Raw genomic sequence first — 13586 nt, forward strand, 5'->3', positions numbered from 1 at the left:
GTGGTCAGTCGCCGATGCGGTAGTCGATCTGCTCGCTGCTGGCCATCGCACCCGCCCACAACCGGACCTCGCCGATGCGCGCCGGCAGGTAGTGCTTCCACGCACCGCCGGTGAAGCCCTTGCCGATGGCGAAGTCCCCGCTGCCCAGCGCGATCGTGTACGCCTGGGTCCCGCCGTTCTGGACGTGACTGAGGTACAGGCTGATCGTTCCGTTCAACGCGTTGTAGATGCCGCTCAGGCGCACCGGGCTGTCAACGGCTGCGACATCGTCGGACACCACTGACGAGAAGGTTCCGTCGGCGTTGAGCCGGCCGAAGTGCCACTTGCCGACCGGGACTGTGCGTTCTTCCCGATTGTCGTCGAGGTAGGTGTCCTTGCCGGTCAGTTCGAACCAGAAGCCCCATGCGGAGCCATCAGCGGTGCGTTGCCCTAGGACCTGGCCGGTGTAGCCGATGTCCTTGGCAAGCAGCTCGGTCCCGTCGAGCTGAACCGAGGTCGACACGGTGAAGGAACTGTGGTCGTAGACCAGCGGTCCGGGTGCGGTCGCGGAGTCGTCGACACCGTCCAGGACGATCGCGTCTCCGTCGATCGAGGCGCCGCCGGTGAGGGTCAGGCTCCGGCCGTACCCGGAGGTGGTGTCGGCGACCGTCGTGCCGCTGCCGCGTTCGGCAGACCAGTCGGCGACCAGCTCGGCACCCGCGAAGCCCGCCGAGGTGAGAAGCTGCGCCTCGTCGGCGATCTCCTTGTGGGTCAGCACGCGCTGCCATACGGCGACTTCGTCGATCGAGCCCGGGAAGTTGAATGCCGGGCCGCTGCTGAGTTGGTGACGGCCGAAGTCCAACGGTGCGGTTGCCGACCAAGAGCCGTCGACTGTGTAGGTGCCCCCTTGCTTACGGCCGTCGACGTAGAAGTTGAGTTCCTTCTTCGCCGGGTCGTACGTGCCCGCCAGGTGTGTCCATACGCCGGCCTGCGCCGGATAGACCGCTGCCCTGCCGAGGTACCAGTCCTTTTCACCAGCCTTGCGTATACCGAAGTACCAGGTTTTGTATCCGGGGTCGTAGTAGAAGATGAAGGGGCTGCTCACACCGTCACGTGTCGAGAGCACGGCTGCCTTGCTGTCCAGCTTGTCAGGCCGAACCCAGGCGGACAGCGTGTAGGCCGACCGGGTCTCCAGCACCGGTCCGCCGGTGGCGGCGTATCCAGTGCTGCCGTTGAGGGACAGCCCCTTGTCCGTGATCGCTGTCTCCAGCGGCTGCCCTTCGGCGTCATGGGTGATCAGCCCACGACGCCCGCGGTCGTCACGAGCCGCGCCCCCTGCGAGGGTCGCGTCGTCCTTGCCGTCTGCTGTCGCGGCGTCCACGGCGACACCGCTCGCCTCGTCGAAGTGCCACCGCCCGATGGGGCCCTCACCGGCCGCCACCAGGAAGTCGACGACGCTCTGTGCGCCCCAGCGGCCGACGTCGTCCTTCGCCCGGACGTACACGCTGTAGGTGCCGGAACGTTCCGGCGTGATCTTCTGCGTGACCGAAGCGCCCTTGAGCTCACTCGACCAGGCGTCGTCCGAGGACAACTTGTACTGGTAGGAGACGTTGTTCGCATCCCCGGTCGCGGCGGCGAAAGACAGGGTCGCCGACTGGTTGGGACCGCCGCCCGGAACGCATGCGGTGGCCGTGCACGCACTGTACGGTTCCCCGACCGTGACCTTGGGCGCCTTGGGCGCGGTGGAGTCGACCTTGAAGTAGCACCAGCCCGAGGTACTGCTCGACAGATGGCTCTTGCCGGCGTTGTAGAACGAGTGCGTCCAGGCCTGGTAGCGGTACAGCTTGCCGTCTGTCAGCGCCGACCACGTGAGGGTGACAGACTTGCCGTCCCCTATGTAGCCGGATGAGGGACGTACCGACCCGTTGCCGGGGCTGGTGTCCGACCACGTGCCGTCCGCGTTCTTGTGATCGAGGTCGAAGTAGACCCGCAGCTGGGCCTCCTTCTCGCCCCCGGCCGTCGTCTGGGCGTACGCCCGAAGTGTCGGGGTCGGGTCCGAGACGACCGCTGGGTCAGCTTCCGCCCGCTCGCACACGGGACCAGAGCCGGTCATCAGCGCGATTCCGGTCGGCTTGTCCGGGAGCCCCACGAAGTCCACGGCGAGTACCGCGTCGTTGCGGAACCGCTTCCACGCCGAGGTGTCCGACTCGTCGTGGGCCCGGATCTCGAGTGTGAGCCGGGAGAATTTACCCGCCGCGAAGTTCTGCAAGGTCGGGGTGAGGTTCTCGTTGGTCTCCTCCGGATTGTCGTTGAACTCGATCGGCGCGTCGGGCGAGTCCGGGTCGCACAGTGAGCCACGGCCGGCAGACACGTACCGGTCGCCCATCCAGTCCAGTTCCTTGGGCCGTGAAGACCAGGTGGTGGAGGAGGAGATGTTGTTCGTGCGGACCAGGTCCACCCAGCGAGGGCTGCACTGGAACGCCCACGGCTCAGTCACCCGGAACGTGGCGTCCAGGACCTTCTTGCCCTTCAAGCTGGCCGGCGAGAACTCGAAGTACAGCCGCTGCACGTACCCCGGCCCGCAGTAGTAGCCGCTCCAGGAGCCGCACTTGCCAGCTCCCTTACCAAGGTTGTCGCTGCCGTTGCCCCAGCCGTAGGACTCGTAGCCGTCGCTGCGCAGCAGCGTCCGCTCGGACTCACCCCAGGTGATGGTGGGATCGATGAACAGAGGAAAGGCCGACGCGTCCGTGTCGGCCAGCATCTGCGCGTCCGGCACAACCGTCAGGGCGTCTTCGTGTACCTGGACGTCCATGCGGGCGACCGTGTCGCCCTGCCCCGGCTCCAGCCCCGTCCCCGAGGCCGTACTCTCCGCCGGATCCGCCGGCTCGGGCTGCTCCGCCTCCACCCGCAGGAGCTGCGTCTTCGGCTCCGGAGCGCCCTGGCCCGCCGAGTCCCACATCTGCGCCGGCGGCGCCTTGAACACGGCCTGTCCGTCGTCGTCCAGCGCGGCCAAGTTGCCGGCGGCGCCCTCCACCACGTCCAGACCGTCAGATTCCAGGCCGAAGGTGAGCTTCTTCAGCTCTTCGCTCCCTGCCGCCTCGGGCGTCTTCACCACCAGCACCTGCTGGAAGCTCTCGACCGTCACGGTCACCTTCAGGTCGACACCCGGCAGCACCTCGGGGTACAGGGCGCTGGAGCCGTCCAGCTCAGGCTCGGGCAGAGGTCCTGGCCAGTCTAGTTCCAGCCATCGGCCCCGCTCGTCGATCCGCGCCAGCGGCGCGTCTCCGCCACCGGAGAAGGACATGTCCACGGAGGCCGCCTTCGGCCCCACCGAACCGTCGGACCGCATCTCCAGCGTGGGATCAGGCGCCTGCCAGCCGCCACCGGGCTTCGCTACCCGCACCGGCACCGACGACTCCTCCAGCGTGAACGTCGAACCATCCGGGTTGGCGAACACCGTGGTCCGCTCCCCCCTCTCTGTGGTCACCTCCACCCGCTGGCCGGACTCCTGCGCCGCCTGAAGGGCCTTCTGCCCCTCCGTCAACGGCACACCGGCCGCATCGTCACCGACCGCGGAGGCCATCGGGCCGGGCACGAAAGCCGCGACCACCGCCGCACACACGGCCGCGGTCATACCCGCAACGGCCCTGCTGTCACGTCTTCTGCCAGGCCTCCCAGCCCGGGCCTTCGGCGAGGGCAGCACTTCTCGCCCGCCTCGCAACCGAGTCCACATCCCTGCCACACCCCGCCCACACGATTCACAAAGTAGCCAGGAGTAACTAACGCCTCACCAGATCGCCAGGTCAACAGGCAGGAAACGGACATCAACACGTCAAGTTCCGGAAGGCCACGTGAGGAAACCAACGTTTGAGCAGGGTTGTACGCCCCACGATCACACTTGCGCATCCATACCGAAACGCCGAGATCATCGACGTCGCACCTGGCTACTCAACCGGCCCGTCCAGGCGCAGGAGGTCGGACCCGACCAGGTGGGCGGGCCAAACGCTGCTGAAGCCGCTCGCAAGCCAGCCGTTCGCCCTCCCACACCGCCAGCTCGCCGTTTATACGGGCAACCGGGCATGTCTCAGCGACGGTTTTCCTCCAAGAGGCGGTGTGCAAGTGTGGAGCAGGTCTGCCCGGTGCAGCACCCGCCCGTCGAAGCCGAGCCGTCCGGCGCGTGGGGTGGAAGCGTGGCCGGCGCACCCAGATACTGTTCACCCCGTCGGTGCACTACGCGGCGCCGGTGCGGGTCGGGAGCGAGGCTGAGCACATTGAGCTGCCGTTCGTCCTCAAGGCCGGCTCCACGGTGTCGCTGCCGCTCATCGGGCTGGAGTGCCCAACCGGATAGGCCGGCAGCTTCGGGTCTCCCTGCACCTGGGCACCGGCCGCATCCTCCGGGCCAACGTCCACGACGCCGACACGAGCTGCGGCAGCACCCGACTGGTGAAGAAGCAGTGTTCTGACCCTGCACTATTCGATTGCTCTGCACAGGCACTGCTCAGAGCCGGGGCCGGCTCCGACCTCGGCAGATCCACGCTTCAAGGCCGGAAGATCAACTCGATGAGCAGTGCGCCGATCAACGCCCAGGCACCGAGTCCCAGCACCCATATCAGCTCGGTAAGCGCGCCAATGAGCCCTTTCCAACCTCAGGTTGAGGCGTGACGAAGGGTGGGGATCGTCTTCACGATGGCGGTGACTCGGTTGGTGCTACAGCGGAGTTTCCGCCGGGGGCGCCAGCCCTTCAGGGCGGCCATGGCTTGCTCGCATGGCGGCGCCGACCCGGTTGGGAGCTACAGGGGAGCTGCGCACCGGCCGGTGAGCGGTCGGTGCGGGCTCGGTCTACCGGTTCGCGGCTTCGCGAGTGGCGCTCCGGTGCGTGCGGCTGACCGCGCGGCCCACCGTATTGCGCACTGCGAGGCCCGGCCGGGTGCGGGGCACCATGAGCCTGGAGAGCGGACCGACGCGTCGCTGCCGTGGGCCTACCTCGCGGCGGAGACGGGACTCGTAGACGGCGAAGGCGCGGGCGTGGTCACCGGGTTGGGCGGCGCGCTCTTCCGCGAGGGCGTACGCGCCCGCCATCGCCATGCTGGACCCGTCGCCCAGCAGGGCTGTCGCCGCCGCCGCGTCCCCGAGCAGGACGACCCGTCCGCGGGACCACGAGGGCATCCGGAGGGTGGTCAGGGGGTCGAAGAACGGGGCCGGGTGGTCGAGGAAGGCCGCCACGAGTTCCGGTGCCCGCCACCCCACGCCGGCGTAGGCGTCGGCCACGGTCTGCTTGTGAAGGGCAATGTTCTTGCGGTCGTGGGGCGCCAGCCGTGCGGCCCGGAAGGTGAAGATCGCAAGCGGAGTGGTCCGCGAGGGATGGACGACCAGCATCCGGTTCGGCACAGTCAGCATCGTCATCTCACTCGGGTCCTCGACGGCGTCGGGTTTCAGCGGCACGGTCGCGCCGTACAGGCCCAGGTCGCTCGCGAACTGCCGTTCGGGTCCGAATACCAGGCGTCGTACGGTGGAGTGCATCCCGTCGGCACCGACTACCAGGTCGAAGCGCCGTGGCGCGGACCTACGGAAGGTGACGTCCACCCCGCCTTCGTCCTGGTCGAGAGCGGTGACCGTGTCGTCGAACAAGAACTCGGCCTCGGTCTGCGCCGACCGGTGGAGCACCTCGGACAGGTCGGTTCGGGTCACCTCGACCGTCGGCGCCTTGTCCGAGGTGAGCGGGAGCTGCAGGATTCGCCTGCCGCCGGGGTCGAGCAGGGTCAGTGACCGATTGCGGGTGGCGAGCCCGCGCAGCTGCGGGAGGATGCCCATGCGGTCGGCGACCGGGATCGCGGGCCCCTTCACGACGACCGCGCTGCCACCGGAGCGCAGCTGCCGGGCATGTTCGACGACCGTTGGCCGGTAGCCGTTCCGGGAGAGCCAATATGCGAGCGCGGGCCCTGCGATTCCGGCACCGACTATCAGCACCTCGGGCTTCTTCATGACGATGACCTCTCGGAGTGTCGAGGATGACCAGCTCCCCGGCGAGTGCCGGGGCCGGCTCTCAGAGCGCGGCGGGACGGGCAGCGCAACCGGAACCAAGGTACGAAAAATTTCGTACCTTGGTGGAGCACATTCTTCAGGTACGATTCAAGTCGTACCTGAAGGAGGTGCCGCGTGGCCGGGAAGAACCTGGTCGGCCCGGAGGCCGATGTGCTCGATCTGGGGACGGTGTTTCGCGCCCTCGCCGACGAGCACCGTCGTTCGGTGATGACGGAGTTGGCCGCCGACCGCAGCGACAGCGAGCGGGGCTGCAACTCGTTCAATCTTCCGATCTCGAAGCAGACCCAGACCCACCACTTCCGAGTCCTGCGCGAGGCAGGTCTCATCGACGAGATCGACTACGGCAACCGCAAGGGCATCCGACTACGACGCGCGGACATCGACAAGAGATTTCCCGGGCTGCTCACGCTCCTGGGCGCAGAGTCCCCGGGCGGTACTGCTCCTCGCTGAGCACAGCTGAGCACGCCGGAGGGGAGTCCGGGTTGAGCCGCGAGCTCGGCCGAATCCAGCCCGCGCCCGGCTCGCAAGTAGCTGGACACGACGCGGGCACAAATGGGATCGGTGTCGCTTCGACCACCGTCCCGCGCTCGTTATCGTGGCGATCCGGTCCTCGCGGTGATGCGCGCGACCGGGCACGGCCGGCGCAGGTCGCTCAGGCTGATCGGTCAGGCGCGCGACGACGGCTTTCTGACCCCGCGCCGCGCGCGCCGCTGAAGCAGTCGCCTACGGTCCGTCACAGCATCCTGCGCATCCGCGAGATCTCGCTCGTCTGCTGGGCCACCACGTCGTCGGCCATCTCCTCGACCTGCACGTTGTTGCCCTGCGACTTCACGTCCGTGGCCATGCTGATCGCGCCTTCGTGATGCGTGATCATCAGTGTCAGGAACAGCTGGTCGAAGGTCTTGCCCCGTGCCTTGCGCAGCTTCTCCAACTGGGCTTCGGTCGCCATCCCGGGCATCGCGGCGTGGTCGTGGGTGTGGCCGTCGCCGGTCTCCTCCTCGCCGTGGGTCTTCAGCCAGCCCTTCATCGCCTGGATCTCCGGTCCCTGGGCCGCGGAGATCCTTTCGGCGAGCTTCTTGACCTGTCCCGACTCGGCCTGCTCCGGCACCAGTTCGGTCATCTCCAGGGCCTGGGCGTGGTGCTGGATCATCATTCGCGCGTAGGAGACGTCCGCGGAGTTGGGGGAGTCGTCGTCGGCACGATGCTTCTCGGCCTCCTCGGCGGACAGGGTCCGATTGCCCTCGCCCGGTCCGCCCGGAGCGATCACAGAGGGGCCGGCCGCGCCCGCCTTCCCGTCGTCCGGGCCCGAGTCGCAGGCCCCGAGCCCGAGCACGGTCAGTGCGGTCAGGGCGGCCGTGACTGGCGACACGCGAGTCGACGCGGGACGGAAGGGCACAACGACCTCCTGTGGCTGGATCGCCCCCCCTTGGGAGGGACGCGGAGCACCTGATGAGGCGGAGCACCTCGTCAGTGCAATGACCGTCTTAGCACGCTTCCGCGTGTCACTGATCAAAAAACTTCATTGCGAGCCTGTTGCCCTCTGTTGGTATGAGCATGGCGAAGACGATACTGCGGGGTGCGTGAACCGTTCCGTCGGAACGGACGTAGGGAGGAAACAGTGATCCTGTTGAGTGACCCGCGAACGCGGCGCAGACGCCTGGGAGGTGCGGCGGCCGCCGCCGGTCTCCTGGCCGCGCTGCTCACGGCCGGTCCCGCCGTGGCGACCCCCGACCCGGGGGACGGCCCGGCGAAGACGAAGGAGGTGTCCAAGAGCGCGCGCGCCGAAGCGCGCGCCGCCATCGAGGGCGGCGAGATACCCGGCGTTGACCAGGTAGTTCACTCCCGCAACATCGAGCACCTGGCCAACATCCCCAAGGACGCACTGCCCGGCACCAACTCGGACCTGGCCTTCCAGGGCCGGTACGCCTTCGCCGGCAACTACGACGGCTTCCGCATCTTCGACATCAGCAGCCCGAAGAAGCCGAAGACCGTGGCCCAGGTGCTGTGTCCCGGCTCGCAGAACGACATCTCCGTCTCCGGCGACCTGCTGTTCCTGTCGACCGACTCCTCGCGGAGCGACAGCAGTTGCAACAGCACCACGCAGCCCGCGACGGAGAAGTCCTCCTGGGAGGGCATGAAGGTCTTCGACATCAGCGACAAGCGGAACCCGAGGTACGTCGCAGCCGTCGAGACGGCCTGCGGCTCCCACACCCACACGCTGGTGCCCGAGCGCAAGGACGTCTACATCTACGTCTCCTCGTACTCGCCGAACGCCGCGTACCCGGACTGCCAGCCTCCGCACGACGGCATCTCCGTCATCAAGGTGCCGCGCAAGGCGCCCGAGCGGGCGGCCGTCGTGGGCTTCCCGGTGCTGTTCCCCGGTGAGGGGCCCGACGGCGGCGGCAACCCGGGAGGGCCGACCAACCCGGGTGTCTCCAAGACCACCGGCTGCCACGACATCACCGTCCTGCCCTCGAAGGACCTCGCGGCGGGCGCCTGCATGGGCGACGGCATCCTGTTCTCCATCAAGGACCCCGAGCGTCCCAAGGTGATCGACCGGGTCCAGGACAACGTCAACTTCGCCTTCTGGCACTCGGCGACCTTCAATCAGGAGGCGAACAAGGTCGTCTTCACCGACGAACTGGGCGGCGGCGGTGCCGCCACCTGCAACGCGGAGATCGGCCCGAACCGCGGCGCCGACGGCATCTACGACATCGTGGGTCGGGGTGACCACCGCGAGCTGGTCTTCCGCAGCTACTTCAAGATCCCCCGCCACCAGGCGGACACCGAGAACTGCGTGGCCCACAACGGCTCGCTGATTCCGGTCCAGGGCCGCGACATCATGGTCCAGGCCTGGTACCAGGGCGGCGTCTCCGTCTGGGAGTTCACCGACTCGAAGCGCCCGAAGGAGATCGCCTACTTCGAGCGCGGCCCGCTGAGCACGGAGACCATTTCCACCGGCGGCTCCTGGTCGGCGTACTACTACAACGGCTACATCTACTCGAACGACATCGCCAAGGGCTTCGACGTCCTCAAGCTCAGCGACCGGCGCACCGACCCGGCCGAGCGGGTCCACCTGCGTGAGCTCAACACGCAGACGCAGCCGGACTACTTCGACTGAGCCGGTCGGCCGGCCGCGTCCGTCGGGAGCGGCCGGCCGGGCGCGCCGGTCGCGAAGAAGCGCGACAGGTCCGTGTCGCACGTCGTCCCGCCAGGCGCCTCGGTGTCCGGCGGGACACCCAGCTCCCAGGCCAGCCGGTAGCGCTTGAACAACTCGGCGCGCAGCACCGGCACGGGCATCGGCGCTCCGGGCAACAGGGCGGCGAACACGGCTCCCATCAGCAGCGCGCGCAGCAACGGGTAGTCGCGGTCGACGTCCGGCGAGCCGTGCCGGGCCACGGTGTCCCGCAGGAGTTCCGCCAGCCGCCGCTGCTCCGGGCACGGCACGAAACCCACCTCGGCCTGGAGCAGGCCCGCCATGTGCTGGCGCATGAGCACCGGCCGGTCCCGGGCGAGACCGAGGATCGCGTCGATGGCCCGCGCCATCCGCTCCGGGCCCCCGGCGGTGCGCGGCTCGCGCTCCAGCGCCTCCTCCAGCGTGCGGTGCATCAGCCGGTGCACGGCGGACTGCACGAGCTGGCGCTTGCCGGGGAAGTAGTACGAGATCAGACCCCGCGCCGAGCCGGCCCGGTCGGCGATGGCACCCAGCGTGGTGGCGTCGTACCCCTGCTCACTCACCAGCTCCACCGCGGCCTGCAGGAGGCGCTCCTTCGAACGCCTCCGCAACTCTTCATTGACCGAGGCGCTGCGCGGGGACATGCTGTACTCCTGCGTTGACTGGCTGCCGGCCAACTATACTCGGCGCAGGCGGTCGGGCCCTGCGCGGGTCCGATCCGGGCTACCGTCTGCCTCGGGCGACACGGGGGATCGTCCGAGGCGGGCGCACACCATCGGTGGTTGCCTCGGGCCAGCGGGGTGGTCGGGTGTGATGCCGGACGCGTCGGCGCCGGTCAGCGCAACAGGTCCAGCACCGGCCGAAGCCCCGACACCCGCTCGGACACCGGCAGCGGGTCCACGAAGTGCACCGCGCAGCCGAGGGCCGCCGCACCGCCGTCCGCCCGCCGGTCGTCGCCGACCATCAGCGTCCGGTCCGGCTCGGACCCGAGCGCCGCGCAGGCGGTCGAGAACAGGCGTGGGTCGGGTTTCTGGATGCCGTGCTCGTACGACAGGACGTAGGCGTCGACGTACCGGTCCAGGCCGTGCGCGCGGAAGACGGGACGAAGGTCCCAGCCGATGTTGCTGACCACCCCGACCGCGATTCCCCGTTCGCTCAGCGTGCCCAGCACCTCGGCGGCGTCCGGGTAGGGACTCCAGGCGTCCGGTGTCATGTGCCGGTCGTAGAGCACGTCGTGCAGCCCGGGGTCCGGCAGTCGTACCTGCCGGGACAGTCCGGTGTACGCGGCCCGGTGCAGTTGGGCGCTCTCGTCCCGGACCTCCCAGACGCCGGCGAGTTCCTCCGGTACCCGCGCCGGAGGCGCTCCGCCCGGCAGCGCCCCCGCCTCCTCCAGCGCGCGGGCCGTCGCGGCGAGGTCAGGTCCGGACAGGGGCGTCCCGGTGCCCGCGAGCGCCCCGCTCAGCCAGGCGTGGGCGGACTCGATGCGGAAGAGGGTCCCTGAGAAGTCGAACAGCACGGCAGTCATGTGCGGATGCTACGAGCCGACGTTCCACGCCGCGGGGAGATCCCGGTCGCAAAAGACGCGGACGAGATCCCCCTCGCCCACGACGGAGCACCCGCCGCGGCCCGAGCAGCGCCGGTCGACGTCATGCGTGAAGCGGCCGGGGCGAGGCGGGCCCGCCCGGTCCTAAGCCGGGCGGCCGGGGCGTACTGGGCGCGGGCGAGGTCGCCTTCGCGCGGCCGGCGGGAGCCCGGACGGTCACGGAGATCAGCGATCACTCCACCGGCTACTGCCCCGACCTCTCGGTCGTGGCCGGGCCCTGGCGTCCTCAAGGGTGCCGACGCCCGTGCACGAGTGCCGCGGCAGCGACCACCAGGGCGCCCAGGAGCCAGCCGCCGACCACGTCCGCGGCCCAGTGGACGCCGAGCCACACCCTGGTCACGCCGACGCCGGCCACGGAGACCACCGCCACCGCCAGGGCGGTCACGCGCACGCCGCGGGTGGCGTCGTAGTGGTGGAGCAGCCATACGAGCAGGCCGCACACGAACGTGGCGGTCATGGCGTGGCCCGAGGGGAAGGCCGCGTAGCGCGCGGAGTCCACCGGGTCGGGCCAGACGGGGCGGGCGCGGTCCACGCCCACCTTCAGGGCCTGTTGCAGAAGGCTCCCCAGCAGGCACGTCACCCCCAGCCACACGGCCGTCCACCGGTCGCCGCGCCGGAACCACAGCCACAGAACCACCACAGCGCACAGCAGCCGCATCGTCCAGGTGTCCCACACCCAGTCGGTGAGGATCCGCATGGCGTGCGTGATGCCCGCCTCTTCGACCGCCCAGCGGTGCGTCGTGTCCGCGATGGCGTCGTCCAGGCCGATCAGTGGACGCCATTCGAGGGCCACCAGGGCGAGCAGCAGCGCTGAGCAGGCGGTCAGCAGCCAGGTGACGCGGAGAGTTGTGCGCGGCTGCGGGGGACTGGGCGGGGAGTCGACCGAGGGCGTCTGCATGCTGCGATACTCGCCGACCCGGGCGGCCCGGGGCCAATCCCGGGCCGGTTTCCGCGATGCGGGAGCGGCGAGGGGCCGCCCGCGGGAACCGGGCGGTGTCGTTCGGATCCTGCCGGAGCGCGAGGCACCGCCTACCCCAGCGCCCGCAGCCCCGGTACGAACGCCACCAGCACGGGTACCACCGGCACCAGCGAGGCCGCCGCCGTCAGCCGCAGCCGACGGGCCGCAGACAGCCGGTTCGGCGGGGTGAGCAACCGGTGTACGCGCTGCGGGACTTGAGCCTGCGTCGCCGGGCAGGGGCCGAAGACGCCTCGGTCCTCGTTGAGTTCGACCAGTGCCAGCGCGGTCGTCAGCCGGCCGAAGCGGCGGGAGGCCACGTCGTCGGCGGCGAGTTCCACCAGGCGGTGCATCTCGTCGCGGAACGCGGCGAAGACCGGAACCTGCGGGAAGCCGTCGGCCAGGGCGGCCGAGCAGTGCAGCAGCCAGTCGTGCCGCGCCCGGGCGTGCCCCTTCTCGTGGGCGAGCACCGCGTCGAGCTGACGGCCCTTGAGGCGGCGCAGGGCGGCGGTGGTGACGACCAACTGCGGGGGAGTACCGGGCAGCCACCAGGCCCCCGGCCGTTCGCCCTCCAGAACGACGAGCCGGTCCGAGCCGGGCGCCTCGCCCGGCAACAGCGGAACACGGTGCAGCAGTTCGGCGCGGCGCCGCCGACGCCGCGTCCGGGCCCGCACGACCTCACGCGCCAGCATCGCGGCACTCCACAACCCGCCGCAGGCAAGGGTGACCGCGGTCGTGTCCGCCCAGAGCCCGGACGTGCCGAGCGCGTACGCCTCCACCACCGGACGCGGCGCCGTCGCGAAGACATGACCGCCCACCGCGTGCCAGGCCGCCGCCGCGCTGAACGTCATCGACAGGGCGCAGCACACGAGCACGGCGGCCACCACGCACTGCCACACCCACAGGGCGACCACCGGTTCGCGGTCCGGCCAGTCGGCGCGGGCGAGCAGCCTCGGGGCGAGGACGGCGGTCAGGGCGCCGAGCAGCAGCAGTGCCGCGGGGAGAATCATGGGGTCAGCCTATGAGCGCCGTACCGGAAGCGGTGCGGCCCGTGGGGCGAAGTGACGCAGGCAACGGTTGCGGGCGGGGCAGTACGGGGCACGGCCGCCGGCCGTCACATGGTCAGCAGCATGGCCAGCATCGCGATGCCCATGGAGAGCCGGCACGCCCGCGCCAGCTCCGGCCGGTCGCCCCAGCCGCCCGTCGCGCCTCCCCCGGCTTCCGAGCCGCTCCCGGAAGCCGCACCGCCCCCGGCCACGACGGCCACCGGCAGCAGACGTACGCCGGCCAGCAGCACGTACCCGGCGAAGTACAGCAGCAGCACCCCGGTGAGCAACGGAACTCCGGACGGGCCGTGACCGTGGGCGGGGGAGCCGGCCATCACCAGCGCCATGTAGACCATGGCCGCGTCCCCGACCAGATGGTGCAGGTGATGACGTCCCGACCGGGCCGCCCACAGGGCGCGCAGCCCGGCGGCGCCGAACACCACCGCGTAGGCGGGCCACGCCCAGGGAGGCGGGGTGAACACCGCCGCGGGCACGGCCATGGCGGCCATGCCGAAGCCCATGAGCGCCTCGTCGCCCGCGGCACGGCGCTGCTCCTCGACGCCGCTGCGCATCCGCAGCAGGCAGTACGCGCCGGTCGCCGCGCAGAGCGCGACCAGCAGCCACCCGGACGACGCCGGTCCGTGCACACGTGCCTCCCCCGCTCGCAGTCCGACGGCCGATGCCCGACGGTCGGTCAAGGACTGCCCGGGCCGTGCGGCGCGCACGCGAGCGCAAGGGTGTACACGGGGTGTATTCGAGGGAGCGCGGTCGATCGCTGCTGGTCGT

11 protein-coding genes and 1 pseudogene are annotated in these 13586 nt (G+C 69.9%); 4 read left to right on the forward strand and 8 right to left on the reverse strand.

Annotated features, from left to right (window positions below):
- Positions 1-4: 4 nt before the first annotated feature.
- On the reverse strand, positions 5-3613 hold the full coding sequence (locus IE142_RS16105; RefSeq protein WP_191886407.1) for a LamG-like jellyroll fold domain-containing protein: 3609 nt from the start codon (positions 3611-3613) through the stop codon (positions 5-7).
- Between the two features lie 543 nt (positions 3614-4156).
- Here IE142_RS16105 and IE142_RS16110 point away from each other — a divergent pair.
- Positions 4157-4327 carry a hypothetical protein gene (locus IE142_RS16110; protein ID WP_191886408.1) on the forward strand — a complete coding sequence of 57 codons (171 nt, stop codon included), beginning with the start codon at positions 4157-4159 and terminating at the stop codon, positions 4325-4327.
- Between the two features lie 491 nt (positions 4328-4818).
- Here the strand turns inward: IE142_RS16110 and IE142_RS16115 are convergent, their stop codons facing one another.
- Positions 4819-5961, reverse strand: a complete 1143-nt coding sequence (locus IE142_RS16115) for an FAD-dependent monooxygenase (protein WP_191886409.1) — start codon at positions 5959-5961, stop codon at positions 4819-4821.
- A gap of 174 nt (positions 5962-6135) precedes the next feature.
- Between IE142_RS16115 and IE142_RS16120 the strand changes: the two genes are divergently transcribed.
- The gene (locus IE142_RS16120; RefSeq protein ID WP_191886410.1) at positions 6136-6471 is read left to right on the forward strand and encodes an ArsR/SmtB family transcription factor; all 336 of its coding nucleotides are present in this window, start codon (positions 6136-6138) and stop codon (positions 6469-6471) included.
- A 150-nt stretch (positions 6472-6621) separates the two neighbouring features.
- Positions 6622-6735 (forward strand): annotated as a pseudogene (locus tag IE142_RS36665) (DUF6214 family protein); the annotation flags it as partial.
- A 19-nt stretch (positions 6736-6754) separates the two neighbouring features.
- Here the strand turns inward: IE142_RS36665 and IE142_RS16125 are convergent.
- Positions 6755-7417 carry a DUF305 domain-containing protein gene (locus tag IE142_RS16125; protein ID WP_191886411.1) on the reverse strand — a complete coding sequence of 221 codons (663 nt, stop codon included), beginning with the start codon at positions 7415-7417 and terminating at the stop codon, positions 6755-6757.
- A gap of 222 nt (positions 7418-7639) precedes the next feature.
- Between IE142_RS16125 and IE142_RS16130 the strand changes: the two genes are divergently transcribed.
- Positions 7640-9142, forward strand: coding sequence for an LVIVD repeat-containing protein (locus IE142_RS16130; RefSeq protein ID WP_191886412.1), 1503 nt, complete (start codon positions 7640-7642; stop codon positions 9140-9142).
- On the opposite strand, the gene IE142_RS16135 is transcribed toward IE142_RS16130, so the two are convergent.
- From IE142_RS16135 to IE142_RS16155, 5 genes are all read right to left on the reverse strand, one after another.
- Positions 9130-9840 carry a TetR/AcrR family transcriptional regulator gene (locus tag IE142_RS16135; protein WP_191886413.1) on the reverse strand — a complete coding sequence of 237 codons (711 nt, stop codon included), beginning with the start codon at positions 9838-9840 and terminating at the stop codon, positions 9130-9132. The genes IE142_RS16130 and IE142_RS16135 overlap by 13 nt on opposite strands.
- Before the next feature lie 191 nt (positions 9841-10031).
- Entirely contained in the window at positions 10032-10721 is a 690-nt protein-coding gene (locus IE142_RS16140) for an HAD family hydrolase (RefSeq protein WP_191886414.1), read from the reverse strand.
- Positions 10722-11025: 304 nt separating this feature from the next.
- The gene (locus tag IE142_RS16145) at positions 11026-11697 is read right to left on the reverse strand and encodes a phosphatase PAP2 family protein (RefSeq protein ID WP_191886415.1); all 672 of its coding nucleotides are present in this window, start codon (positions 11695-11697) and stop codon (positions 11026-11028) included.
- A 131-nt stretch (positions 11698-11828) separates the two neighbouring features.
- The gene (locus IE142_RS16150) at positions 11829-12764 is read right to left on the reverse strand and encodes a M56 family metallopeptidase (protein ID WP_191886416.1); all 936 of its coding nucleotides are present in this window, start codon (positions 12762-12764) and stop codon (positions 11829-11831) included.
- 104 nt (positions 12765-12868) lie between these two features.
- Complete coding sequence (locus IE142_RS16155) at positions 12869-13447, reverse strand: DUF5134 domain-containing protein (RefSeq protein WP_191886417.1); 579 nt, start codon at positions 13445-13447, stop codon at positions 12869-12871.
- Between the last annotated feature and the right edge of the window lie 139 nt (positions 13448-13586).

This window comes from Streptomyces mutabilis, from assembly GCF_014649815.1.
Lineage (GTDB): Bacteria > Actinomycetota > Actinomycetes > Streptomycetales > Streptomycetaceae > Streptomyces > Streptomyces mutabilis.